The 23,488-nt window shown below is 69.3% G+C and carries 22 protein-coding genes and 1 pseudogene; 13 read left to right on the top strand and 10 right to left on the bottom strand.

Features of this window, described 5'->3' with window-relative positions:
- Positions 1–29 precede the first annotated feature (29 nt).
- From guaB1 to AC1C2R_RS01435, 3 genes are all read left to right on the top strand, one after another.
- Positions 30–1,469, top strand: a complete 1,440-nt coding sequence (guaB1, locus tag AC1C2R_RS01445; RefSeq protein ID WP_495350755.1) for a GMP reductase — start codon at positions 30–32, stop codon at positions 1,467–1,469.
- 149 nt (positions 1,470–1,618) lie between these two features.
- On the top strand, positions 1,619–2,947 hold the full coding sequence (locus AC1C2R_RS01440) for a hemolysin family protein (protein WP_495350754.1): 1,329 nt from the start codon (positions 1,619–1,621) through the stop codon (positions 2,945–2,947).
- Positions 2,944–3,981 (top strand): hemolysin family protein, encoded by a 1,038-nt coding sequence (locus AC1C2R_RS01435; RefSeq protein WP_495378687.1) that lies wholly within the window; start codon positions 2,944–2,946, stop codon positions 3,979–3,981. The genes AC1C2R_RS01440 and AC1C2R_RS01435 overlap by 4 nt, the downstream gene beginning before the upstream one ends.
- A gap of 32 nt (positions 3,982–4,013) precedes the next feature.
- On the opposite strand, the gene AC1C2R_RS01430 is transcribed toward AC1C2R_RS01435, so the two are convergent.
- Positions 4,014–4,652 (bottom strand): HAD family hydrolase, encoded by a 639-nt coding sequence (locus AC1C2R_RS01430; RefSeq protein WP_495378686.1) that lies wholly within the window; start codon positions 4,650–4,652, stop codon positions 4,014–4,016.
- Positions 4,653–4,675: 23 nt separating this feature from the next.
- Between AC1C2R_RS01430 and AC1C2R_RS01425 the strand changes: the two genes are divergently transcribed.
- Positions 4,676–5,524: an ADP-dependent NAD(P)H-hydrate dehydratase gene (locus AC1C2R_RS01425; RefSeq protein ID WP_495378685.1), complete on the top strand. Its 849-nt coding sequence runs from the start codon at positions 4,676–4,678 to the stop codon at positions 5,522–5,524.
- A 3-nt stretch (positions 5,525–5,527) separates the two neighbouring features.
- Here AC1C2R_RS01425 and AC1C2R_RS01420 read toward each other — a convergent pair whose 3' ends face one another.
- The 3 genes from AC1C2R_RS01420 to AC1C2R_RS01410 form a co-directional block, all read right to left on the bottom strand.
- Positions 5,528–6,292, bottom strand: a complete 765-nt coding sequence (locus tag AC1C2R_RS01420) for an amino acid ABC transporter ATP-binding protein (protein WP_495350750.1) — start codon at positions 6,290–6,292, stop codon at positions 5,528–5,530.
- Entirely contained in the window at positions 6,289–7,167 is an 879-nt protein-coding gene (locus tag AC1C2R_RS01415) for an amino acid ABC transporter permease (protein WP_495378684.1), read from the bottom strand. The genes AC1C2R_RS01420 and AC1C2R_RS01415 overlap by 4 nt, the downstream gene beginning before the upstream one ends.
- Before the next feature lie 77 nt (positions 7,168–7,244).
- Positions 7,245–8,078: an ABC transporter substrate-binding protein gene (locus AC1C2R_RS01410; protein WP_495350748.1), complete on the bottom strand. Its 834-nt coding sequence runs from the start codon at positions 8,076–8,078 to the stop codon at positions 7,245–7,247.
- Positions 8,079–8,171: 93 nt separating this feature from the next.
- Between AC1C2R_RS01410 and AC1C2R_RS01405 the strand changes: the two genes are divergently transcribed.
- From AC1C2R_RS01405 to AC1C2R_RS01395, 3 genes are read left to right on the top strand one after another with little or no spacing between them, the layout of a single operon-like run.
- On the top strand, positions 8,172–9,464 hold the full coding sequence (locus AC1C2R_RS01405) for a hypothetical protein (RefSeq protein ID WP_495378683.1): 1,293 nt from the start codon (positions 8,172–8,174) through the stop codon (positions 9,462–9,464).
- 25 nt (positions 9,465–9,489) lie between these two features.
- Positions 9,490–9,810 carry a thiamine-binding protein gene (locus AC1C2R_RS01400; protein WP_495350746.1) on the top strand — a complete coding sequence of 107 codons (321 nt, stop codon included), beginning with the start codon at positions 9,490–9,492 and terminating at the stop codon, positions 9,808–9,810.
- Between the two features lie 57 nt (positions 9,811–9,867).
- Positions 9,868–11,142 (top strand): MFS transporter, encoded by a 1,275-nt coding sequence (locus AC1C2R_RS01395; protein ID WP_495350745.1) that lies wholly within the window; start codon positions 9,868–9,870, stop codon positions 11,140–11,142.
- A gap of 57 nt (positions 11,143–11,199) precedes the next feature.
- Here the strand turns inward: AC1C2R_RS01395 and AC1C2R_RS01390 are convergent, their stop codons facing one another.
- From AC1C2R_RS01390 to AC1C2R_RS01365, 6 genes and pseudogenes are all read right to left on the bottom strand, one after another.
- On the bottom strand, positions 11,200–11,850 hold the full coding sequence (locus AC1C2R_RS01390) for a response regulator (protein WP_495350744.1): 651 nt from the start codon (positions 11,848–11,850) through the stop codon (positions 11,200–11,202).
- Positions 11,851–13,125: a hypothetical protein gene (locus AC1C2R_RS01385; protein WP_495350743.1), complete on the bottom strand. Its 1,275-nt coding sequence runs from the start codon at positions 13,123–13,125 to the stop codon at positions 11,851–11,853.
- The gene (locus AC1C2R_RS01380; protein WP_495350742.1) at positions 13,122–14,279 is read right to left on the bottom strand and encodes a sensor histidine kinase; all 1,158 of its coding nucleotides are present in this window, start codon (positions 14,277–14,279) and stop codon (positions 13,122–13,124) included. The genes AC1C2R_RS01385 and AC1C2R_RS01380 overlap by 4 nt, the downstream gene beginning before the upstream one ends.
- A gap of 108 nt (positions 14,280–14,387) precedes the next feature.
- Positions 14,388–15,593, bottom strand: a complete 1,206-nt coding sequence (gene metX, locus AC1C2R_RS01375) for a homoserine O-acetyltransferase MetX (RefSeq protein WP_495353172.1) — start codon at positions 15,591–15,593, stop codon at positions 14,388–14,390.
- Positions 15,594–15,829: 236 nt separating this feature from the next.
- A pseudogene (locus tag AC1C2R_RS01370) lies at positions 15,830–17,155 on the bottom strand (bifunctional o-acetylhomoserine/o-acetylserine sulfhydrylase); the annotation flags it as partial.
- Between the two features lie 110 nt (positions 17,156–17,265).
- A complete protein-coding gene (locus AC1C2R_RS01365; RefSeq protein WP_495378682.1) occupies positions 17,266–18,366 on the bottom strand; it encodes an acyltransferase family protein in 1,101 nt (366 codons plus the stop codon).
- Between the two features lie 127 nt (positions 18,367–18,493).
- On the opposite strand from AC1C2R_RS01365, the gene AC1C2R_RS01360 reads away from it, so the two are divergent.
- From AC1C2R_RS01360 to AC1C2R_RS01335, 6 genes are all read left to right on the top strand, one after another.
- Positions 18,494–19,279, top strand: coding sequence for an SDR family NAD(P)-dependent oxidoreductase (locus AC1C2R_RS01360; protein ID WP_495378681.1), 786 nt, complete (start codon positions 18,494–18,496; stop codon positions 19,277–19,279).
- Positions 19,276–19,977 carry a potassium channel family protein gene (locus AC1C2R_RS01355; RefSeq protein WP_495378680.1) on the top strand — a complete coding sequence of 234 codons (702 nt, stop codon included), beginning with the start codon at positions 19,276–19,278 and terminating at the stop codon, positions 19,975–19,977. Before AC1C2R_RS01360 ends, AC1C2R_RS01355 begins: the two co-directional genes overlap by 4 nt.
- A gap of 65 nt (positions 19,978–20,042) precedes the next feature.
- Entirely contained in the window at positions 20,043–20,567 is a 525-nt protein-coding gene (locus AC1C2R_RS01350; RefSeq protein ID WP_495350738.1) for a phosphoribosyltransferase, read from the top strand.
- 54 nt (positions 20,568–20,621) lie between these two features.
- The gene (locus AC1C2R_RS01345) at positions 20,622–21,314 is read left to right on the top strand and encodes a uracil-DNA glycosylase (protein WP_495353171.1); all 693 of its coding nucleotides are present in this window, start codon (positions 20,622–20,624) and stop codon (positions 21,312–21,314) included.
- A gap of 67 nt (positions 21,315–21,381) precedes the next feature.
- Complete coding sequence (locus tag AC1C2R_RS01340) at positions 21,382–21,960, top strand: GNAT family N-acetyltransferase (protein ID WP_495378679.1); 579 nt, start codon at positions 21,382–21,384, stop codon at positions 21,958–21,960.
- A gap of 40 nt (positions 21,961–22,000) precedes the next feature.
- Positions 22,001–23,425, top strand: coding sequence for an amidase (locus tag AC1C2R_RS01335; protein WP_495378678.1), 1,425 nt, complete (start codon positions 22,001–22,003; stop codon positions 23,423–23,425).
- Positions 23,426–23,488 lie beyond the last annotated feature (63 nt).

The raw sequence follows: 23,488 nt of genomic DNA, 5'->3' as shown, positions 1-23,488 counted from the left end.
TCGGGGTGTGGCGGCGGTAGCGTGGCGGCATGGAGTTCTACCGGACGACACCCAGCCACGACCTCACCTATTCGGACGTGTTCCTCGTGCCGAGCCGCTCCGGCGTGACGAGCCGCCTCGACGTGTCGCTCGCGCCCGACGACGGCTCGGGGGCATCCGTGCCGATCGTCTCGGCGAACATGAACTCGATCACCGGGCCGCGGCTCGCGGCCACGCTCGCTCGCCGTGGCGGCCTCGGCGTGCTGCCGCAAGACCTGCACCTGCAGGATCTCGACGAGGCGATCCGTTGGGTGAAGGACCAGTCGCCCCGCTTCGACACGCCGCATGACCTCAGCCCGGATGCCACTGCCGCCGATGCCCTCGCCACGTTGCCGCCCGTTGCCGGCCACGGCATCGTGCTGCACGATTCCCGTGGCGTGTACATCGGATGCATCCCGGCCGACCGGCTCGCGACCGCGCTGCCCGACGCCCGTCTCGGCGACCTCGTGCACGGCGGGCTCGCCTCGCTCGACGCCGATGACGTGTCGACCCCGCGCCGGGCGTTCGATCTGATGGTCGACGCCGGACTCGACTTCGCTCCCGTGCTCGAGCACGGACAGGTGGTCGGCACGCTGAGCCGGCGGAGCGCGCTGCGCGGCACGATCTACCAGCCCAACGTCGACGCCGACGGGCGGCTTCGCGTGGCCGCCGCGGTCGGCATCAACGGCGACGTCGCCGCGAAGGCCACCGCGCTCGTCGCGGCGGGCGTCGACATGCTCGTCATCGACACGGCGCACGGGCACCAGGAGGGCATGATCCGCGCTGTGTCGATCGTGCGGAACCTCGGCCTCGACGTGCCGATCGTCGCCGGCAACATCGTGACCGCCGACGCGGTCGCCGACCTCGTCGATGCGGGCGCGGATGTGCTGAAGGTCGGCGTCGGGCCAGGGGCCATGTGCACGACCCGGATGATGACCGCCGTCGGACGGCCCCAGTTCTCGGCGGTGCTCGAGACGGCGGAGGCCGCGCGCGAGCTCGGCGCGAAAGTCTGGGCCGACGGCGGCGTGCGTTATCCGCGCGATGTCGCGCTCGCGTTGGCGGCGGGTGCGGCGTCGGTCATGATCGGCTCGTGGTTCGCGGGCACGATCGAGGCGCCGGGCACGCTGCGGCGCGATGCGTCCGGGCGCCTCTTCAAAGAGAGCTGGGGCATGGCATCGACGAAGGCCGTGCGCGAGCGGTTCGATCGGCTGTCGCCGTACGAGCTCGCCCGGAAGGAGCTCTTCGCCGAGGGGATCTCCTCATCGGCGATCTACCTCGACCCGTTGCGGCCGTCGATCGAGGACCTGCTCGACATGATCACCTCGGGGGTGCGTAGTTCGTTCACATACGCCGGTGCACGCACCATCGAGGAGTTCCGCGACCGGGCGCTCGTCGGCATCCAGTCCGCCGCCGGGTACGAGGAAGGCAAGGCGCTGCCGGTCAGCTGGTGAGCCGATGAGCCACTGGGCTGGTGACGCCTGGGTTACGGCTCGGTGATCGCACGGGACTCGCCGATATACTGGGCGGACAATGGACGATCCTCCCTCTGCGAATACGCCCGGCCATAGACCCTCGCCCGTGACTGCTCGGGGAGGCGGCGATGTCTGAGTGGATACTCCTCGGCATCGGACTCCTCCTCACGATCGGCACGGGCTTGTTCGTTGCCAGTGAGTTCGCGCTCGTCAATCTCGATCGGGCCGACCTCGAAGCACGGCGCGCACGAGGTGAGACGAAGCTCAGCCTCACGATATCGGCGCTGAAGATCACGTCGACGCACCTCTCGAGCGCCCAGCTGGGCATCACACTGACGACCCTCCTCACCGGCTACACGATGGAACCCGCGATCTCCTCGCTGCTCGCAGGCCCGCTCGAGGCAGCCGGACTGCCCGAGGCGCTCCTGCGTCCGGTCGGGGCGACGACGGCGATCGTCGTCGCGACGCTCCTGTCGATGGTGATCGGCGAGCTCGTGCCCAAGAACTTCGCGCTCGCGCTCCCGAGGCAGACCGCCGTCATCGTGATGCCCTTCCAGACCGCGTTCTCATGGGTGTTCCGGCCGGCGGTCTCGCTCTTGAACGGCAGCGCGAATGGAATCCTCCGCGCCTTCGGCATCGAGCCCAAGGAGGAGCTCTCGGGCGCTCGTTCAGCCGAAGAGCTCTCCTCGCTCGTGCGCCGCTCCGCGAGCGCCGGGCTGCTGGAACAGGACACCGCGACCCTTCTCGGCCGCACCCTGCGCTTCGCCGACCACGATGCGTCCGACGTCATGACCCCGCGCCCGGCAGTCGCCGCCGTGCAGCGCCAACAGCCGGCAGAGGCCGTGCTCGAGCTCGCGCGTCAGACGGGCTACTCCAGGTTCCCGGTCTACGACGAGAACCTCGATGACGTCGTCGGTCTCGTGCACGTGAAGCAGGCGGTGGCGGTGCCGCGCGAGAAGCGGCGAGACGTGCCCGCTTCGGCGTTGCAGTCCGAAGCCCTCAGAGTGCCGGAGACGATGAAACTCGATGCGCTCCTCGGCGAGCTCCGCGGCCGCGGTTACCAGATGGCCGTCGTCGTCGACGAGTACGGCGGCACCGCGGGCGTCGCCACCCTCGAAGACCTCGTCGAGGAACTCGTCGGCGAGGTGGCGGACGAGCACGATCGCACGCGTGCGGGCATCGTGCACCGCGGCGATGTCATCAGCTTCCCCGGAATACTGCGTCCCGACGAACTGCTCGAACGCACCGGCATCCGCGTGCCCGAGAACGGCGACTACGAGACCGTGGCCGGATTCGTCATGGCCGAGCTCGGGCGACTGCCCGCGGTCGGCGACGAAGTGCTCATCGACGATGGCACCCTCGCCGTGCAGCGACTCGATGGCCGGCGCATCGACCGCGTGCGATTCGTGCCGACCCCGCTGTCCGAATCCGACGGAACAGAAGGTGGTGACCGATGAACGACTGGGCCGGACTCGCATGGCTCGTGGTGCTGCTCATCGCCAACGCCTTCTTCGTCGGAGCGGAGTTCGCAGTCATCTCAGCCAGGCGGTCGCAGATCGAGCCGCTCGCCGAGCAGGGGAAGCGCAGTGCGAAGACCGCGCTGTGGGCGATGGAGCACGCAACGCTGATGCTCGCGATGAGCCAGCTCGGCATCACGATCTGCTCGCTGCTGATCTTGAACGTCTCCGAACCCGCGATCCATCACCTGCTCGAGGTACCGTTGCACCTCACCGGCTGGTCGGTCGAGGTCATCTCGACGATCGCGTTCATCGTGACCCTCGTGCTCGTCTCCTACCTGCACGTCGTCTTCGGCGAGATGGTGCCGAAGAACCTCTCGTTCTCGATCCCCGACCGCGCCGTGCTGCTGCTCGCGCCGCCGCTCGTCTTCCTCGCCCGCATCTTCCGACCGATCATCGTGGCACTGAACGCCACAGCCAACGGCGTGCTGCGGCTCTTCGGCGTCGAGCCGAAGAACGAGGCGAACTCCACGTTCACACTCGAGGAGGTGCAGACGATCGTCGACCAGTCACGTCGCGAGGGCGTGCTCGACGACGCGAGCGGCACCCTCACCGCCGCCTTCGAATTCACGACGAAGCGAGTGCAGGATGTCGCGGTGCCGCTCAGCGGTCTCGTGAGCCTGCCACCCGCGGCCACGCCGGCCGACGTTGAACGGGCCGTGGCCAGGCATGGGTTCTCGCGTTATCCGATCCTCGACCAGGCGGGCGAGCCCGACGGATACGTGCACCTGAAAGACGTCATCGATCTCGACGACGGCGAGTTCGACGACCCGATCCCGGCGAAGCGGGTGCGCCGACTCGTCTCGATCTTCGCCGGCACCGACCTCGAAGACGCACTCGCGACGATGCGCCGACTCGGCACCCACGTGGCGCGGGCGTTCGACGAAGACGGCACCACGACGGGCGTCATCTTCCTCGAGGACATCATCGAGGAGCTCGTCGGCGAGGTGCAGGACGCGACCCGGCGCGGGTGAGGCGTCGGGCGCGGCTCGTGCCGCGCTTCTCGCTAGGCGAGAGTTCGCAGCCAGGACTCGAGCGTCGCGGCATCCGTGAACACATGCCCGTCGCCGCCGATGGCTTTGGCGCCCTGGACGTTCTCGGCCTTGTTGTCGATGAAGACGAAGTCGGATGCCGCGATGCCGAGTTCGTCGATCACGTGCTCGTAGATCGCCGCGTCGGGCTTGGCGATCTTCAGCTCGCCACTGACGAAGACCTGTTCGAAGAGCTCGGCGAAGGAGCCGTGGCGGAGCCATCCAGAGAAGTCGGCACCGGCGTTGGAGAGCAGTGCGAGGCGAGTGCCGCCCGCGGCGAGAGCGTGCAGCACGCCGAGGGTGCCAGGGTCGAGCGAGAGCCAGCCGCGGTGGTCGATCGCCCAGAGCTCGTGCACGTCGATCGCGTTCCACTCGACGCCGAGCTCGGCGGCCACCGCCTGCCAGTACTCGGCGATCGACGTGGTGCCGCGATCGAGGCCCGCTCGGTGGGCCCAATATGCGGTCCAGAACGGCTCGGGGTCGGCGCGCACGCCGGCCCGGTCGATGAGCGCGGCTCGGTCGGCGTCGCTCGGCTCGCGCGAGATGACCTCCCCGTAGTCGAAGACGACGACACGGGGAGCGAGGCTGATCGGTGCGGGGACTGTCGGAGGCATCCCACTCAACCTATCGTTGGAGCATGGACAGGCCGTGGCAGGAATGGACCCTCGACGATGCGGCCGAGTGGATAGCCGCACCCGGCGCCGCTGACGACAAGTACTCGCGCGGCGTACTCGGCGTCGTCGCCGGATCACCGGAGTACCCAGGAGCGGCCGTGCTCGCCGTCGAGGCCGCTCACCGGGCGGGCGTCGGCATGGTGCGCTACACCGGGCCCCGCGCCGTGCGCACGGCCGTGCTCGCGCGCAGGCCCGAGACCGTGACGACGCCCGGACGAGTGCAGGCGTGGCTCATCGGTTCGGGCATCGACGCGGGGCGCCGATCGTTCATGCTGCTGGGCGACCTGCAGGGCGCCCTCGCCTCACGACTGCCGGTCGTGCTCGATGCCGGCGCTCTCGACCTCGTCGGCACGCATTCGGCCCCGACGGTGATCACGCCCCACGCACGCGAACTCGCCGCGCTGCTCGCCGCGCGAGAGATCGAGACGAGCGTCGCCGAGGTGCGCGAGGCGCCTGCGGAGTGGGCGGTGCGCGCAGCGCGCGAGCTCGGCGTGGCCGTACTGCTGAAGGGCGCGGTCACTCACATCTGCGATCTCGACGGCGACCGGTACACCGTCACCGCCCCCACCCACTGGCTGGCGTCGGCGGGCACGGGCGATGTGCTCGGGGGCATCCTCGGCGCCCTCGTCGCCACGCATCACGAGCGCCTCGCCGACGACGCCGAGGCGCTCACCGCGCTCGCCGCGACGGCGTCGTGGGTTCACGGTGAAGCAGCGCGACGCGCGAGTGCCGAAGTCGCCGGCGGCCCCGTCACCGCCCTCGACGTCGCGCACGCGGTGCCCGGCGTGGTCGGCACGCTGCTCTCGCGCTGACGCTCAGGCGCCGCGGAAGCGGGTGAGGAACTCGCGGGTGCGCTCCTCGCGCGGCGACTCGAAGAACTTCGTCGCCGGTGCGTCCTCGATGATGCGCCCGGCGTCGAGGAACACGACCCGATCGGCCACGTCTCGCGCGAACGCCATCTCGTGCGTCGCCATCACGATCGTCGTGCCGCCGTCTGCCAGCGTGCGAACGAGTGCGAGCACCTCGCCGACGAGCTCGGGATCGAGGGCGCTCGTCACCTCGTCGAGGAGGAGCAGCTCGGGCTCCGTCGCGATCGCACGCACGATCGCGGCGCGCTGCTGCTGCCCGCCCGACAGACGATCGGGGAAGGTGCGCGCGAAGTCGGCCAGCCCGATCGAGGCGAGCAGCTCGATTCCGCGCTGCTCGGCCTCGGCTCGCGGCGTGCGATGCACGAGGCGTGAGGCCATCGTGACGTTGTCGAGCACGCTGAGGTGCGGGAAGAGGTTGTAGTGCTGGAACACCACGCCGATGCGGGCGCGCACCCGGTCGGCATCGACACGGGGGTCGCTGACGTCTTCGCCGGCGAGGAGGATCACGCCGTCGTCGATCGGTTCGAGCAGGTTGACGGTGCGCAGGAGCGTCGACTTGCCCGATCCGCTGGCACCCACGAGTGCGACGACCTCGTGCGCCGCGACCTCGAGATCGATGCCGTCGAGCACGAGATGATCGCCGAAAGCGCGACGGATGCCGCGCAGGCTCAATACGGGCCCGCCATCGCCCCGCTGAACGCCCGCGCTCATACGATGCTCCCGACCTGCTCGCGTGCGCGCATGCGCGCCGACAGCCAATCGGTGAGCCGGATCATCGGCCACGCGAGTGCCACGAAGAGCAGGCCGGCGACGACGTAGGGGGTGAAGTTGAAGAAGTGCGCGGTCTCGATCTGTGCGGCCCGCACGGCGTCGATCGCTCCGAGCACCGAGATGAGTCCCACGTCTTTCTGCATGGCGACGAAGTCGTTCATGAGCGCGGGCGTCACCTTGCGGAACGCCTGCGGCAGCACGACACGACGCATGGTCTGCCCATGGCTGAGCCCGAGTGAGCGGGCAGCGAGCCGCTGCGAGGGATGCACCGCCTCGATGCCGGCCCGGAACACCTCGGAGACGTACGCGGAGTACGTGAGGATGAGCGCGATCGTGCCCCAGAAGGCGACCGGCATGCGGGGGAAGAAATCGAGTCCGGGAACCCCGAACCCGACGAGGTAGAGCACGATGATGAGCGGCACGCCGCGGAAGATGTCGGTGTAACCGGCCGCGAGGGCGCGGAGCGGGAAGAACACCGGGCCGCGAAGCGTGCGGAGCGTCGCCAGGAGCAGGGCGACGATCACGACGCCGACGCTCGCGGCGACGAGCACCTGGATGTTCAGCCAGAGGCCCTCGAGGATGCGGGGGAGCGAGGCGATCGCGACCGCGGGGTCGAAGAACGTCTGCTGGACCTGCGCCCACCCCGGCGAGCCGATGAGGGCCCACGCGAGCAGGGCCGCGAACACAAGGGTCGACAGCACGCTCGCGAGCACCGAGAGACCCGTCTGCCGCTTGCGGAACGCGCGACGCTCGAGTTCGATGGCGCTCGGCTGCCACGCCGGCGATGTGCCGCGGGCGTCGGTCGTGTCGGTCACGAACCCACGCTAGCGGCGGCCGAGGGATGCCGCGGCATCCGATGCCGTGAACGCCGTCGCGGCCGCGAACGCCACCGTCACTCGAGCACGGGCGCGGTGCTCTCGCCGCCCAGCCACTCCGCGGCGAGCTCGTCGAGCGTGCCGTCTTCGCGGAGCGCGTCGACGGCCGCCGTGACGTCGGCGGTCAGCGGTGAGCCCTTCGCGAGCACGAGCCCGAACTCGTCGCCGTCGCCAGCGGTCGTCGGCACCTGCCCGATGATCGTGCCGCCGTCGAGCTCGACACCCGTGAGGTAGAACGCGGTCGGCAGGTCGACGACGATCGCGTCGACCGTGCCGTTCTGCAGCGCGAGTTTCGCGTCGTCGTTGGTGTTGAACACCTGTGCGCCCGCGGTGGGCGCGATGACCTGCTCGACGGCGTCGAAGCTCGTCGTGCCCGTCTGCGCGCCGATGAGGAGGCCTTTCAGGTCGGCGATCGACGAGGCCGAAGCCGCGGGCGAGGAGTCGACGGTGATGACGACCTGCGTGGTCTCGTAGTACGGCGAGGAGAAGTCGACGTTCTGCGCGCGCTCTTCGGTGATCGAGAACTGCTGCAGGTTGACGTCGAATTCTTTCGGGCCGGGTGCGATGGCCTGCTCGAACGTCGAGCGCACCCAGACCACGTCGTCGGCGTCGAACCCGAGCTCGTCGGCGACGGCGTAGGCGACGGCCGCCTCGAAGCCCTCGCCGGACTCGGGGGCGTCGTCGATGACCCACGGGAAGTACGCGGGCTCGCCCGTGCCGATCGTGAGCTTGCCGTCGGTGACGTAGTCGCCGCCGGTCGTTCCGCCGTCACCCGCACCGCTGGAGCATGCCGCGAGCGCGAGCGTCGCGGATGCCGCGATGAAGAGCGCGGCGAGAGAGCGTCGAGTCATGGGGGCCTCCGTACGGGTGTACTCCCCAGCATCGCGGATCCCACCGTCATCCGTCGATCGCGTGGCGGAATGTGACGCCGCTAGGCTTTTGCCATGACGGATGGGGCCGAGCGCGCGACATCCGCCCGCCCGCTTCGCCGCTTCCTCGGTACGCGCGCGGCGCTCTGGGCCGGTTTCGCTCTCGTGCACCTCGTGCTCATCTGGCTCAACCTGACGGCCTCCGGCTACCCCCTCGGCGACGTGACCGCGGTCTATCGGGTTTGGGCGGAGAATGCCGCGCACGGCTGGGTGCGCATGGGCATCGACACGCCATGGGTGTATCCGATTCTCGCCTTCGTGCCGATGGCGGCCGCGCTCGCTCTCGGCTCGGCGTTCTACGCGCAGACCTGGCTCGCGATCGTCACCGTGCTCGACGCGATCGCGTTCGGGGTGCTCATCGGCCGCGCCCGACTCTCGCGCCCCCGCCGGCTCGCGGCGTGGTGGTGGCTCGGATTCCTCGCGCTGCTCGGTCCCATCGCGTTCGGTCGCGTCGACGCGATCACGGTGCCACTGGCGATCATGGGCCTCATCTGGGCCGCGGGGCGTCCGCGAGTGGCGGCAGTGCTGCTCACGATCGGCGCCTGGGTGAAAGTGTGGCCGGCTGCACTCGTCGCCGCGCTCGTGATCGCCGCCCGAAGGCGGCTCGAGGTCGGCGCGTCGGCGTTCGCGCTGAGCGTCGGCATCCTCGGGGTCAGTCTCCTCGCCGGTGCGGGCTCGAACGCCGTCGGTTTCATCGCCGAGCAAGCCGGACGCGGGCTCCAGATCGAGGCGCCGCTCGCGGTCGGCTGGCTCTGGCAGATCGTCGCGGGGTCGAAGGCGGTGACGATCGAGTACGACCGCGAGATCCTCACCTTCCAGATCCATGGGCCGGGGGCGGATGTCGCGGCGGCCCTCACCACCCCGATCATGGCGATCGGGGTGCTCGCCGTCGTGCTCATCGGCGTTCGGGCAGTTCGTCGCGGCGCCGCCTTCGGACGACTGCTGCCGCCGCTCGCGCTGAGTTTCGTGGTCGTGCTCATGCTTGCCAACAAGGTCGGGTCGCCCCAGTTCGTGACGTGGCTCGCGGCGCCCGTCATCCTCGGGCTGGTGTACCGGCCGGCGCGCTTCGCCGTGCCCGCATTGCTCGCCGCGGCGATCGCGCTGTTCACGCACATCATCTACCCCTACTGGTACGGGTGGCTCCTCGTCGCGAACCCGGCGTTCGTGTTTCTGCTGACGGCCAAGTCGCTGCTGCTCGTGGTGCTGCTCGTGTGGGGCATCCGTACCCTCTGGCGGGTCGGTGCCCCTCGCTCGGTGCCCGGCGCGGTCGACGCGGGCGTGACCGGGAGAATGAGTCTCGACGAGTGATCATCTGCATCTGAAGGAGACGAACATGCTGGTTGCATTCTCAGTGGCGCCGAGCGGCACGGGTCGTGCCGACGGATCCGTTCACGACGCCGTTGCGGCGGCGGTGAAGATCGTTCGCGATTCGGGGCTTCCGAACCGGACCACCTCGATGTTCACCGAGCTCGAAGGCGAATGGGACGAGGTCTTCGACGTCGTCCGCCGTGCTACGGAGGCCGTCGGCGAGTACGGGTCGAGGGTGTCGCTCGTGCTGAAGGCGGATATCCGCCCGGGCTACACGGGCGAGCTCGACGCGAAGATCGAGCGGCTCGAAACCGCGATCGACGAATCGGGCGAGGGCATCGCATAACGCGAACGCGCTGGGCACCGACTGTCGAATCGATTCGATTCGTGCGAGAATCGCCGGGTGACCCTCTCATCCGACGGGCCGACGACGTTGTCGCCGGCCCGTATTCGTTTTGCGCTGCTCGCCCTCGCCCTCGGCGGCTTCGGCATCGGCTCGACCGAGTTCGTCGCCATGGGCCTGCTGCCGAGCATCGCGCACGACCTGTTGCCCGAGCTCTACGCGCACTCGCCGGCGAACGCGAACGCGAATGCAGGCTGGATGATCTCCGCGTACGCCCTCGGCGTCGTCGTCGGTGCGCCCACGATCGCCGCCGCTGCAGCGCGCTGGCCGCGCAAGCGACTGCTGCTCGCCCTGCTCACCGCCTTCACCCTCGGCACGGTCGCCTCAGCAGTGCTGCCGACGTTCGAGCTCGTGCTCGTCGCACGCTTCGTCGCCGCCCTGCCGCACGGCGCGTACTTCGGCATCGCCTCCCTCGTCGCCGCGAGCCTCATGGGTCCGGGCAAACGCGCGAGGGGCGTCGCGTTCGTGCTGTCGGGACTCACGATCGCCAACGTGATCGGGGTGCCGGCGATCACCTGGCTCGGGCAGGCAGCAGGGTGGCGCATCGCATACCTCACGGTCGCGGCGATCTTCGCCCTCACCTTCGTCGCGGTGCTCGTCGCGATGCCATGGCAGGCCGGCGACCCGCACGCGACGATGAAGCGTGAACTCCGTGCGTTCACGCGAGCCCAAGTGTGGTTCGCCCTCGGCATCGGCGCCGTCGGCTTCGGCGGACTCTTCGCCGTCTACAGCTACGTCGCGCCGCTCGCCACCGACGTCGCCGGGCTTCCGGAGCAGCTCGTGCCCGTCGTGCTCATCGCCTTCGGTGTGGGAATGACGATCGGCAACATCGCAGGCGGTCGCCTCGCCGACTGGAGCGTGCGCCGCTCGATGTACCTGTTCTTCGCCATCCTCGCGGGCGCGCTCGTACTGCTCGGGTTCACCGCCAGCAGCCCGATCGGCCTGTTCGCCGGTGTGCTGCTCGTCGGCGGTGCATCCGCTGGGCTGTCACCGATCATCCAGGCGAGGCTCATGGATGTCGCCCGCGACAGCCAATCGATCGCCGCCGCCCTGAACCATTCGGCGCTGAACATCGGCAACAGTCTCGGCGCCATGCTCGGCGGCGTCGCGATCGCCGGCGGGCTGGGCTACGTCGCCCCGATCTGGATCGGTCTCGTGCTCACGATCGCCGGCGCCCTGCTCGCAGCGGTGTCCTTCGCGCTCGACCGCGCCCGCGGACGACGAGGCGTGTTCCTTCCGTACGCGACCGGTTCGATCGAGGCTGTCGAACTCTAGAGTGCGTCGACGGGCATCGGATGCCGCGGCATCCGACCGATCGAGAGGCTGCCGATGTCAGTCGGACTGCAGCAGGATGCCGTCGAGGATCGCGCGCTTACGCAGCGCCACCTTCGTTCCGACGTCGTAACCCGTTGCCCGGTACTTCTCGCGGATGCGCTTGAGATAGCTCTTCGCGGTCTCTTCGGAGATGCCGAGCTGGAAGGCCACGGCCTTCACGGGCTGGCCGGCGCCGTAGAGCGCCATCACCCGGCGTTCTTGCGCTGAGAGCTTCGGTGCGGTGCCCGCTTCGGTGAGGGCGAGTTCGAGTTCAGGGGTGAGGTACGACTCGCCGATGCGTGCAGCTCGGATCGCCTCGATGATCGTCTCGACCGGTTCGGACTTGACGAGGTAGCCGAGTGCTCCCGAGCTGAGCGCCTCGCGCACGACGGCAGGCTCGGAGTACGTGCTCATAAGCATCGTCTGCACCCCGGCGGACTTCAGCATCGAGAGCTTCAGCGAGATCGGAATGTTGTCGCGAAGGTCGAGATCGAGCAGCACGACGTCGACGGGGAAGTCGGGATGGGCGAGCAGCTCGGACCACGACGGGACCGCGGCGACGAGCTCGATATCGGATGCCGCGCCGCGCAACCATTCGGAGAGCGCTCCGAGGAGCATGCGGTGATCGTCGACGATCGCCAGGCGGATCGGTGGTGCGGTGTCGACCATTCAGCTTCCCCTCGAACGGGTCGCCCCACGGGCGACCGGAACTCCTGCTGGCACGATCGGGTCGACCCGGCAGTCGACGTCGATGCGGAAGGTCTCGGGTGCCGCAACGACATCGTGTGTACCGACACTACCGAGTGCGTCCCAAGTTGCGGGATCGACGCGTCGCCGGTTGACACCGGCGACCTCGATCGAGAGGCGCAGATCAGGCGCGTCGGGGTCTGCAGCGAGGCCCGGAGTCTCGACCGGCTCGCGGCACGAGACGTGGGCAGCGACGTCGCCGGCACCCTTCGGCTGCTCGCCGACGAGCAACCACAGTGCGAGGAGCAGTCCGTCTCGTTGGTCTTGCGTGAGCAGGCCGGCCAGCCCGTCGGGATCATCGAGCGTGACCCGGTTGCTGAGGTACGCGGACTCGGTGACGGCGTGCCGCAGCCAGGTGTCGTTACGACCTTCGATGAGCCGCACCCGCAGTCGCGCCGCGAGGTCGCCCGCGCGTTCAGCGGACTCGGACGGCAGCGGAATGGCGATGCGCCCCGAGCTGACGTCGTCGAGCAGCGTCTCGGCGTCGAAGTCGAGTTGGGCGAGCTCTTCCGAGGCGCGCATGCCCACCGCGGTCCGCGGGGTGGCGACGGTGCTCTGCACGAGTGAGAGATCGAGTTCGCGGCGTACGAGCCGGCGGAAACCGTTGATCGCCAACGCCGCGATGACGACCGGCAGAACTGCGGATGCCGCGACGACGAGTGCCGTGACGGTAAAGGCGCCGGCCGACTCGAGCTGCAGCAGCGCCGCCGCGGCCAGAACGACGCCGATCGCGCCGGCGACGAGCACCGGGACCTTCGTACCCTTGATGGCCGCCACCGGCATGAGCACGGCACCTGCCGCTGCCGCCGCCGTCGGGGTCACGCCGAGGTGCAGCAGACCTTGGGTGGCGCTCAGGTCGAGCCACACAGGAGCGATGAGCGCGATGAGGAGGGTGACGTAGAGCCAGTCGGGAAGCGGAGCATTGCGCGACACCACCCGTGACAGCACGCCGATGCCGACGACGATGCCCACCGCGAGCCATGCCTGCCACGGTCCTGGGCCGGGCGGGAAGAGGGGCGCCAAGGTCACCGCGTGCGTGAGGTGCCCGCCGATGACGAATGCGGAGGCGATCGTGATGCCGGTGGCCAGCCGACGGCCGCCATGGCTCTCGCGCACATCGCCCGCGGCCCGCGCGGAGCGGGTCGGTCGCCGGAACGGTCGGGTGGAGGTGGATGCACCGATCTGCGGCTCGCTCATGGCTTCGGCACCTCGAGCATGACCGTCGTGCCCGACCCGGGTGAGGAGAAGATGCGGGCGCGACCGCCGACGGTGCCCAGCCGGCCGACGACCGATTCGGCGTAGCCGAGCCGTGCACCGTCGATGGCATCTGGTTCGAAACCGGTGCCGGCGTCGGTCACCATCGCACGCACCGTGCGATCGTCGTCGCTCACCGTGACATCGGCTTCGGTGACGCCGGAGTGACGACGCACGTTCTCGAGGCACTCGCCGAGGGCCCCGAGCAGCGCGTCGAGCGTATCGCGCGGGAGGACGAGCCGGCCGGCTCCGTGCCAGTTCACGTCGAGGCCCATGCGGGCGAAGCGCTGGCGCACGGACTCGAACGTCATGCCGAGCGTGTCGTCGTCGGATTCGGGCGAGAAGATCGCGTTCGACCCGGCGTCGATGCGTGCGCCCAGCCGCAACTGCTTCAGCAGCCTGGCGTCGTCGCCGGATTGCTGGCGCAACGCACTTGCGCCGACGCCGACGCCCGAGTGGGCCAGCAGGCTGAGCGTCGCGAGCACGGTGTCGTGGAGCACTCGTGCATCTTGACGCTGCCGCGATTCGAGTTCGCTCGCCAGCCGCTCGGCTTCGTGCGCGCGGCCGACCTCGTTGATGCGTTCGGACGCGGACGCGATGGCACGGTCGAGCCAGATGCCGATCGAGGCATTCGCGGCCCAGCCCATGAACGTGCCGATCGCCACGGTCGCCACTTGGTGCCCCGTGATCGCGACGACGCCGACGGCGATCAGGGTTGCCGCGGCGAGACCGAGCACGAGGTACGGTCCATTTGGCCGCACGATGAGCGGAATGGCCAACGAGGCGGCGGTGATGCTGGCCGTGATGGCCATCGCGGCGACGGACATGGGATCGAGCACGGGGGCGACGCCGAGCAGGGTGATCAGGGCGATCGAGCACGCCGCAGCGGCCAAAGCGGGGGCGAGTGCGCCGCGCACGGCGTGCAGGGCGATGAAGACGGCCGAGCCGAGGCTCAGGAGCGCTGCCACAGTCAACTCGTTGCCCGAAGTCGCTCCGGGAACGAGGAGGCAGGCGAGCGCGCCGATCGCTCCGCTCAGCCCGGAGACCTGCGCGAGCCGCCGCAGCAGCCGGTCGCGTTCTTTGTGGATGCGCTTCATTGCCACCCCCTCGGCATGGCCGGCGGCCGTTGAAACGGGCACCGTCACTCTCGAAGAGTAGCGGAGTCGAGCCGTGAGGCGTGAGTGGCGCCGTGAAGGATGGCGAGCTTATGAGGAGAGCAGTGCGCTGAGCGCACCCCCGATCGCCTCGTCTTCGATGAGGAAGGCGTCGTGTCCGTACTCGGACGAGACGAGCACCGGGGCATCCCCATGGATGCTGTGTCGCAGTCCGGCCGCGACCTCCAATTGCCCGGCCAGCGGGAAATAGCGGTCGCTGTCGATGCCGAGCACGAGGCTGCGCGCCTCGACCTGTGCGAGTGCGGCGGCGGACCCGCCGCGGCCTCGGCCGATATCGTGCGAGTTCATCGATTGAGTGAGCACGATGTAGCTGTTCGCGTCGAAGCGGCGGGTGAACTTGTTGCCGTGGAAGTCGAGGTAGGACTCGACGGCGAAGCGACCCTCACCACTCAATGGGTCGATGTCGGACTGCCAGCTGCGCTCGAACCGCTGGTTGAGTTCGGCTGCGGTGCGGTAGTTGAGCATCGCCATGCGACGGGCGAGCGCGAGCCCTCGCGTCGGGCCGTCGCCGTCGGGGGCGTCGTAGAACTCGCCGCCGCGGAACGCCGGGTCGGTGCGGATCGCTTCGATCTGCACCGAGTTCAACGCGATCTGATCGGCGGATGTCGCAGCCGGCGCGGCGAGCACGGCGATTCGCTCGACCGAGTCGGGTGCCATGATCGCCCACTCGAGCACATGCATCCCGCCCATGGAGCCGCCGACGACGGCCGCGAAGCGCTCGATGCCCAGTTCGCGCGCGAACGCGATCTGCGCCCGCACCTGGTCGCGGATCGTGAGGAACGGGAACCGGGTGCCCCACTCGGCCCGATCGGGCGCGAGCGACGCCGGGCCCGTCGAGCCCTGGCATCCGCCGAGCACGTTCGGGGCGACCACGAACCAACGGTCGGTATCGATCGCGAGCCCTGGACCGACGACTCCTGGCCACCAGCCCGCGCTGGGGTGCGCCGGCCCGGCCGAGCCGATCACGTGACTGTCGCCCGTCAGCGCGTGCAGCACGAGGATCGCGTTGTCGTGTGCGGGGGAGAGGGTGCCCCACTGCTCGTAGGCGATTCGGGCGGCCGGCAGCGTGCGGCCGGAGTCGAGTGCGACATCGCCGATGTTCACGAACCGCCGGTCGCCGACGGGGTCGCCCTCACGCCAGGCGCCGGTCGTGGGCGCCCGGCCGGCGAGCGACGCCGCCCGCGCCTCGGTGACGATGCTCGCGGGCACCGCGTCAGCCCTCGTCTGCCAGTCCATGCTTCGATTCTTGCCGAGGCGAGCGGCCCGGCGTGCTTTGTTACGCCGGTCTCGAAGGTCGAAGGTCGAAGGTCGAAGGTCGAAGGTCGAAGGTCGAATTTCGTCGAGAGGTCGCAGATGGTGACGGAGACGACGCCGTGGTCGCCATCTGCGACCTCTCGGTGATCGGAGCGTGCCAAGACGACGGATGCCGCGAGCCCGTGAGCTCGCGGCATCCGTCGTTCGTGTCGCGGTACTCAGACGCGGGAGGCCTCGGTGGCGGCACGCGCGGCCTCGAAGCCCGCCTCGAGGTCGGCCTTCAGGTCGTCGATGTTCTCGATGCCGACCGACAGGCGCACGAGGCCCGGCGTCACGCCGCTCGTGAGCTGCTGCTCGGGCGTGAGCTGCGAGTGCGTCGTCGACGCGGGGTGGATGACGAGCGAGCGCACATCGCCGATGTTGGCGAGGTGGCTGAACAGCGAAAGGTTGTCGACGAGCGCCCGGCCGGCATCCACGCCGCCCTTGAGCTCGAACGAGAGCACGGCGCCGACACCCTTCGGAGCGTAGGTATTGGCCGCCGCGTACCAGGGGCTCGACGGCAACCCCGAGTAGTTCACGCTCGCGACGTCGGCGTGGTTGTCGAGCCACTCGGCGACTTCCTGCGCGTTCTGCACGTGGCGCTCGATGCGCAGCGACAGCGTTTCGATGCCCTGGATGAGCTGCCACGCGCTCGCCGGCGCGATCGCGGCACCGAGGTCGCGCAGCAGCTGCACGCGCGCCTTGATGATGTAGGCCAGGCCGTCGCCGACCGCCGCGGTGTAGCTCGCACCGTGGTACGACGGGTCGGGCTCGGTCAGTCCCGGGAACTTCTCGACGTTCTTCGACCACTCGAACGTGCCGCCGTCGACGATGACGCCACCGATGACCGTGCCGTGGCCGCCGAGGAACTTGGTGGCCGAGTGCACGATGATGTCGGCGCCGTGCTCGAACGGCCGGATCAGGTACGGCGTCGCGATCGTGTTGTCGACGACGAGCGGCACGCCCGCTTCGTGCGCGACGTCTGAGACCTGGCGGATGTCGAGGATGTTGATCTTCGGGTTGCCGATCGTCTCGGCGAAGAAGAGCTTCGTGTTCGGTCGTACGGCCCGGCGCCACTCATCGGGGTCGTCTTGGTTCTCGACGAACGTCGTCTCGATGCCGAGCTTGGCGAGCGTGTACTTGAAGAGGTTGTAGGTGCCGCCGTAGATCGACGACGACGAGACGATGTGGTCGCCCGCCTGGGCGATGTTCAGCACGGCGAACGTCGACGCCGACTGGCCCGACGCCACGAGGAGCGCGCCGGTGCCGCCCTCGAGCGCGGCGAGGCGCTCTTCGACCACGGCCTGCGTGGGGTTCTGGATGCGGGTGTAGATGTTGCCGAACTCCGCCAGGGCGAACAGGTTCTGCGCGTGCTCGGCACTGTTGAACACGTATGAGGTGGTTTGGTAGATCGGCGTTGCACGCGCGTTGGTCACGGGGTCGGGTGCCGCGCCCGAGTGCACCTGCTTGGTCTCGAAACGCCAGTCGGCGGTGTCGCTCATGGAAGTCTCCTCAGTCGTCTCGCGCGGGTACGCCGCGGCTTCGAGCCCACGTTAGGCGGGCACGGCTCGCCGGGCAACGGATGGCGCAACACGGCGTCACGCGTGGTATACGCCTACTTGTGGTCGGGGTCGGGCGGCAGCACGATCGTGCCCGTCGCGGTCGACGGCTCGGGCCGGAACAACCAGCGGGCGCGCGGTTCGACGAGCGGCCGGAAGATCCGGCGCACGGGTTTCAGCGACAGCACGATCGAGATGCCGACGCAGAAGACCATCATCGCCGGCAGCACCCAGAACGGCTGGTCGCCGGCGAGCATGCCGCTCTCGCGGAACGGGAACAGCACGAAGGTGTGCAGCAGGTAGATGTACATGGTGGCCGTGCCGAACGGCGTGAACCAGTGCGTGCCACGCGGCATCAGCACGAGGAACGCGACGGCGAGCGCCATCGCGAAGAGCAGCAGCCCGAGCCGGATGGCGCCGGACCACGGTTCGTCGTACCCGATCGCCTGGTACGACTCGTCGTAGAGCATGAAGCGGCGCAGCTTCAGGTCTCGCCACGTCTCGATCGCTACGGGCATCACGGCGAGCGTCGCGCCGAAGAGCAGGATCGCACCGGCACGCCAGCGCCACGCCACCGCCGAACGGAGCTCCAGCCAGCGCCCGGTCAGCTGCCACTGGCGCAGCTTCCAGCCGAAGACGAAGAACGGGAGCATGCCGAGGGTACGCGACAGGGCGAGCGTGGCGTCGATCGTCTCGGTGTACCCGGCGCCGATCGAGATCGCGATCGCGATCAGCAGCGGGTAGCGCAGGAGTACGAGGTAGGGCAGCACGATGCGCCAGACCGCGAGGGCGATCAGGAACCAGAGCGTCCACGACGCCGTCGTGTAGTCGAGCGAGAACTCGCCGCCGAGAGTCCAGCGGATCACCGTCCAGATCGTCTCGAAGATGAGGAACGGGAAGACGATGTCGGTGAGGATGTGGCGCAGTGCCCGTGCGTTCGGCGGGCCCGACTTCGCGAAGTATCCGCTCACCGTCACGAAGACGGCCACATGGAACGAGTAGATGAACAGGTACACGCTGTAGGCGCTGTCGGACTCGCCGATGAGCGGCAGGATGCCGTGGCCGATGACCACGAGGGTGATCGCGATCCACCGGGCGTTGTCCCAGAGCGGGACACGCTTGCGTCGGTGCGGGGTCGCCTGCGGCCTCGTGTGCATCAGTCCATTGTCGATCAGCTCGCCGGGCTTGTCGAAGCGAGGTGGGGCGGGGTGTCCCTTCGACGGGCTCAAGGAACGCGGGCGGGCACAGCTGAAGGAACGCGAGCGGGCACGGCAGAATGGGCGCATGAGTGAACTGCGGGTCGTCGTCACGGGAGCGAGTTCGGGCATCGGGGAGGCGACGGTGCGCGCGTTCCGCGCCGCCGGGTGGGACGTCGTCGGTGTCGCCCGGCGGGAAGACCGGCTGCGGGCGCTCGAAGCCGAGACCGGGGCATCCGTCGTCGTGGCCGACCTCACGAAGCAAGCGGACGTCGACCGCCTCCGCGACCGCCTCGCCGCGACCGGCCCGGTGCACGCCCTCGTCAACAACGCGGGCGGCGCCAAGGGGCTCGACTCCGTCGAGGCCTCCGAGATCGACGACTGGGCGTGGATGTTCGAGGTCAACGTGCTCGCCCTGAAACGGGTGACGAGCGCACTGCTTCCGCTGCTGCGGAAGGGCGCCATCGAGCGCGGCGTCGCCGACATCGTCAACGTCACCTCGATCGCCGGACACACCGCCTACGTCGGCGGCGGCGGGTACAACGCCGCGAAGTTCGCCGCGCACGCGCTCACCGAGGTGCTGCGGCTCGAGCTGAACGGCGAGCCGCTGCGGGTCATCGAGGTCGCTCCCGGCATGGTGAGGACCGACGAGTTCGCGCTCGTGCGCTTCGGCGGCGATCGCGCGAGGGCCGATGCCGTCTACGACGACGTTCCCGAACCACTCGTCGCCGACGACATCGCCGCGGTCATCGCCGACGCCGTGATGAAACCGCGACACGTCGACCTCGACCTCATCATCGTGAAACCCGTTGCGCAGGCGGCGCCGTACCGGCTCACGAAGGGTCCACTGGTCGTGCGCGGAGAATCGTCATGACGCCCAAGCCGGAGCCGCCCGCCCCGCGCCGACTCGCGTGGGAGCGTCGCACCACGGTGCTGCTCGTCGTGCTCGGCGTGCTCTTCATCGTCGCGTACTCGGTCTACGTGCTGACGCCCTGGATCCCTCGGGGCCCCAATGCGCTGCTGTTCTGGATGCTCCTCGTCACGTGGATCGTATTCGTCGGTGACATCGTCGTGCGCGTCGTGTTGACACCACGCGGCGGGCGCTGGGCATTCCTGCGGACTCACCCGATCGATGTCCTTTCAGCCATCGTCCCCGTGTTCCGGGCGTTCCGCGTGCTCACCCTCCTGCGCCAGGTGCCGTACCTGCAGCGTCGCAGCGGAGCCGCGGTGCGTACCAACATCATCATCTACGCCGCCAGCTACGCCGTCGTGTTCGTGTACTTCATCGCCCTCGCGACCTTGCAGGCCGAGCGGAACGCGCCCGGCGCGACGATCACGACGTTCGGCGATGCGATCTGGTGGGCCGTCGTCACCGTCGCCACGGTCGGCTACGGCGACATGTACCCGATCACCACCGAAGGCCGGTTCTACGCCGTGTTCCTCATGGCGGGCGGCGTCGCGATCGTCGGCACCGCATCGGCGACGATCATCTCGCTCATCAACGAGCGTGTCGGGCAGGCTCGCGAGGCGCACCACCACGATGACGAGCCCCCGGCCGAAGGCGAGGCCTGAGGCGAGCGGATGCCGCGGCATCCGCTCGCCCTTCGGCACGGCTGCGCGGCGGATACGCTGAAGACATGACCTTCGATGCCAATGACGCCGCGCACGGAATCGACGCTGTGCAACGTGAGATCCTCACCTGGGACGAGTTCGGCGACGCAGCGCGATCGCTCGCCGGCGACGTGCTGCGCTCGGGCTTCCAACCCGACGTCGTGATCGCGATCGCACGTGGCGGACTGCTGCTCGCGGGGGCGATCTCGTACGCGCTCGGCACGAAGGCGTGCGGCTCGATCAACGTCGAGTTCTACACCGGTATCGACGAGCGCCTGCCCGAGCCGGTGCTGCACCCGCCGATGCTCGATGCGCCCGCCCTCGGCGGCAAGCGGGTGCTGCTCGTCGACGACGTCTCCGACTCGGGCCGTACGCTCGCCAAGGTGCTCGGCCTGCTCAGCGACGAAGGCGCCGATGTGCGCACCGCGACGCTTTACACGAAGTCGCACACCGTGCTCGCACCCGATTTCGACTACCGCCGCACCGACGGCTGGATCGTCTTCCCGTGGTCGGCTCTGCCGCCCGTCGAGGCCCGGGTCGGGGCGGCGTGACCGCCCATTCGACCCCGGCGCCACGACCGAACCGCGACATGGCCGGTGCCTGACATGGCGATGGCGCTCGACGAACTCGCCTCGACCGGGCTCATCGACCCCGAGTGGGCCACCGCCCTCGCACCGGTGGCGCCGAAGATCGCCGAGCTCGGCGACTTCCTGCGCGCCGAGACCGCGGCCGGCCGCGGCTACCTGCCGGCGGGCGACCGGGTGCTGCGCGCATTCGGCGCACCGCTCGCCGACGTGCGGGTGCTCATCGTCGGTCAGGACCCGTACCCCACGCCCGGGCATCCGATCGGGCTCTCGTTCGCCGTCGACCCGCACGTTCGGCCGGTGCCGCGCAGCCTCCAGAACATCTACCGCGAGCTCGCCGACGACCTCGGTGTCGCGCCGCCGCCGCACGGCGACCTCACCCACTGGAGCGCGAACGGCGTGATGCTGCTCAACCGAGTGCTCACCGTGCGCCCCGGCGCCCCGGCCTCGCATCGCGGCAAGGGGTGGGAAGCGGTCACCGAACATGCGATCCGCACGCTCGTGGCGCGGGGCACGCCGCTCGTGGCGATCCTCTGGGGGCGGGATGCGCAGAACCTCAAGCCGCTGCTCGGTGACACGCCGGTGATCGAATCGGTGCACCCGAGTCCGCTCTCGGCCTCGCGCGGATTCTTCGGTTCCAAACCGTTCAGCCGGGCGAACGCGCTGCTCGAGGCGCAGGGCTCCGCGCCTGTCGACTGGAGCCTGCCCGCCTGAACAGGCGCCCGCGCAGGCGTTCGGCCGCGTAACTCGACGGCAACACGGCGAGAGTATTCTTGGCGGCATGCTCGAAGAGGAATACCAGGAGCGTCGCGTACTGCCGCCCCACCTTCGCACCCCGCCGCCGGCCGAGGCGCCCTTCGAGCACACGCTCCGCGACGCGCGGGCCGCCGATCTGCCGGCGGTGCGCGAGATCTACAACTACTACGTCGCCAATTCGACTGTGACCTTCGACGAAGACGCCATGACGCTGAAGGAGTGGAAGGCGAAGTTCGCCTACCTGTCGAAGCTGGGCATGCCGTTCCTCGTCGCCGAGTCGCCCAGCGGCCAGCTGCTCGGCTACGCCCTCGTCTCGCCGTGGAGGCAGAAACGCGCGTACCGCTACACGGTCGAGAACTCGATCTACCTCGGCCCCGCTGCATCCGGCAAGGGGCTCGGCCGAGTGCTGCTCGCCGCCCTCATCGAGCGTTCGAAGGAGGCCGGTCTCAAAGAGATGATCGCCGTCATCGCCGATCAGGGCGCCGAGGCGTCGATCGCCCTGCACGAGAAGTTCGGCTTCGACGAGATCGGGCGCATGGGCCGCGTCGGCTTCAAGTTCGAGCGCTGGCTCGGCACCGTGCTGATGCAGAAGACATTGAAATAGGCGTCGGATGGCGCGCGGCGCATCGTCGTAGGCTCGAGGAATGACGGCGCTGCACGATCACACGGCTCTCGAACTCCACCAGTTGTTGCAACGAGGTGAGATCTCGCCCGTCGAACTCGCCGAGCACTACCTCGGCCGCATCGAGCGGCTGAACCCCGAGGTGGGCGCGTTCGCGACCGTGACGCCCGAGGCAGCACTCGAGCGGGCGCGACGGGTCGAAGCCGAGGTGCCGAAGGCCGCGCCGCTCTGGGGGCTGCCGCTCGCCGACAAGGACCTGCACCTGCGGGCGGGGGTGCCCGCGCGGTTCGGGTCGCGGGTCTTCGCCGACTTCGTGCCCGACATCTCCGATGAGCTCGTTCAGGCCGTCGATGCGGCCGGTGCCGTGAGTCTCGGCAAGTCCCAGACGCCCGAGTTCGGGCTGCCCTCGTACACCGAGGGCGTCGGCACGGCGCCGGCACGCAACCCATGGCGGCTCTCGCTCGGCGCGGGGGGCTCGAGCGGGGGAGCGGCGGCGGCCGTGGCATCCGGAATGCTGCCGTTCGCGCCGGGCTCCGACGGCGGCGGGTCGATCCGCATCCCCGCGGCATCCTGCGGTCTCGTCGGGGTGAAGCCGTCGCGTGGGCGGGTTCCGGCTGGGTCTGGGCTCACGAGTCTCGCGGGGCTCGGCGTGGCCGGCCCGATCGCGCGCACCGTCGCCGACGCCGCCCTCCTCCTCGACGGCCTGATCGCCCCGACCGGGTATCCCGCGGCGCATCGCTACGCGGTGCGGGCGCCCGGCGACGACGGGCCGTACCTCGGCGCCGCGATCCGTGGCGAGGGGCGCTTCCAAATCGGAGTGATGACCGATTCGCCATGGGATGAGTCGTACGAGATCGGCCTGGCACCGGAAGCCCGGGCGGCATTGGAACTCGGCATCGAGGTGCTCGACGGCCTCGGCCACGGCGTCGAGGCGATGGCGCCGGCTCCCGAGCCCGAGTATGCGGAAGCGTTCCGCACGATCTGGCAGGCGGGTGCCGCCACGATTCCCGTCGACGGCGATCCAGAGGCGCTCCTCGAACCGCTGACGCGCTGGCTGCTGCTGCGTGGCCGCGCAGTACCGGCGCGTCGACTCGCCGAGGCGCTTGCGTGGCTGACCAGGTTCGAAGAGCGCGTCATCCGACGGTTCTCGTCGTTCGACGCGGTGCTCACCCCGGCGCTCGCCATGACGCCCAGGCCGGTCGGTTGGTACGACCCCGATGACGGCGAACTCAATTTCGCGCAGCAGGTGCAGTTCACCCCGTTCACCTCCTTCGTGAACGTCGCCGGACTCCCGGCGATCACGGTGCCCGTGTCGGAGACCGAGACCGGGGTGCCGATGGGAGTGCAACTGATCGGCCGCCCGGGCGGCGAGGCGACGCTGTTCGCGCTCGCCGCACAGCTCGAGCGACGGGTACGACGCACGGAGCGGTACCCGTCGAACTGGTGAACTTCGGGATGTGACTCAGCCGAGTATGCGACAAAGGTTGACGTACTTAGGTAAGCCTCACCT

It is taken from the genome of Agromyces sp. Y182 (assembly GCF_059445385.1).
This window is presented reverse-complemented; position numbering and strand designations above follow the sequence as displayed.

Coding starts and splice junctions, on each gene's coding strand:
- guaB1 (WP_495350755.1), top strand. CDS start 30: ATGGAGTTCTACCGGACGACACCCAGCCACGACCTCACCTATTCGGAC.
- AC1C2R_RS01440 (WP_495350754.1), top strand. CDS start 1,619: ATGTCTGAGTGGATACTCCTCGGCATCGGACTCCTCCTCACGATCGGC.
- AC1C2R_RS01435 (WP_495378687.1), top strand. CDS start 2,944: ATGAACGACTGGGCCGGACTCGCATGGCTCGTGGTGCTGCTCATCGCC.
- AC1C2R_RS01430 (WP_495378686.1), bottom strand. CDS start 4,652: ATGCCTCCGACAGTCCCCGCACCGATCAGCCTCGCTCCCCGTGTCGTC.
- AC1C2R_RS01425 (WP_495378685.1), top strand. CDS start 4,676: ATGGACAGGCCGTGGCAGGAATGGACCCTCGACGATGCGGCCGAGTGG.
- AC1C2R_RS01420 (WP_495350750.1), bottom strand. CDS start 6,292: ATGAGCGCGGGCGTTCAGCGGGGCGATGGCGGGCCCGTATTGAGCCTG.
- AC1C2R_RS01410 (WP_495350748.1), bottom strand. CDS start 8,078: ATGACTCGACGCTCTCTCGCCGCGCTCTTCATCGCGGCATCCGCGACG.
- AC1C2R_RS01405 (WP_495378683.1), top strand. CDS start 8,172: ATGACGGATGGGGCCGAGCGCGCGACATCCGCCCGCCCGCTTCGCCGC.
- AC1C2R_RS01400 (WP_495350746.1), top strand. CDS start 9,490: ATGCTGGTTGCATTCTCAGTGGCGCCGAGCGGCACGGGTCGTGCCGAC.
- AC1C2R_RS01390 (WP_495350744.1), bottom strand. CDS start 11,850: ATGGTCGACACCGCACCACCGATCCGCCTGGCGATCGTCGACGATCAC.
- AC1C2R_RS01385 (WP_495350743.1), bottom strand. CDS start 13,125: ATGAGCGAGCCGCAGATCGGTGCATCCACCTCCACCCGACCGTTCCGG.
- AC1C2R_RS01380 (WP_495350742.1), bottom strand. CDS start 14,279: ATGAAGCGCATCCACAAAGAACGCGACCGGCTGCTGCGGCGGCTCGCG.
- metX (WP_495353172.1), bottom strand. CDS start 15,593: ATGGACTGGCAGACGAGGGCTGACGCGGTGCCCGCGAGCATCGTCACC.
- AC1C2R_RS01365 (WP_495378682.1), bottom strand. CDS start 18,366: ATGCACACGAGGCCGCAGGCGACCCCGCACCGACGCAAGCGTGTCCCG.
- AC1C2R_RS01360 (WP_495378681.1), top strand. CDS start 18,494: ATGAGTGAACTGCGGGTCGTCGTCACGGGAGCGAGTTCGGGCATCGGG.
- AC1C2R_RS01355 (WP_495378680.1), top strand. CDS start 19,276: ATGACGCCCAAGCCGGAGCCGCCCGCCCCGCGCCGACTCGCGTGGGAG.
- AC1C2R_RS01350 (WP_495350738.1), top strand. CDS start 20,043: ATGACCTTCGATGCCAATGACGCCGCGCACGGAATCGACGCTGTGCAA.
- AC1C2R_RS01345 (WP_495353171.1), top strand. CDS start 20,622: ATGGCGATGGCGCTCGACGAACTCGCCTCGACCGGGCTCATCGACCCC.
- AC1C2R_RS01340 (WP_495378679.1), top strand. CDS start 21,382: ATGCTCGAAGAGGAATACCAGGAGCGTCGCGTACTGCCGCCCCACCTT.
- AC1C2R_RS01335 (WP_495378678.1), top strand. CDS start 22,001: ATGACGGCGCTGCACGATCACACGGCTCTCGAACTCCACCAGTTGTTG.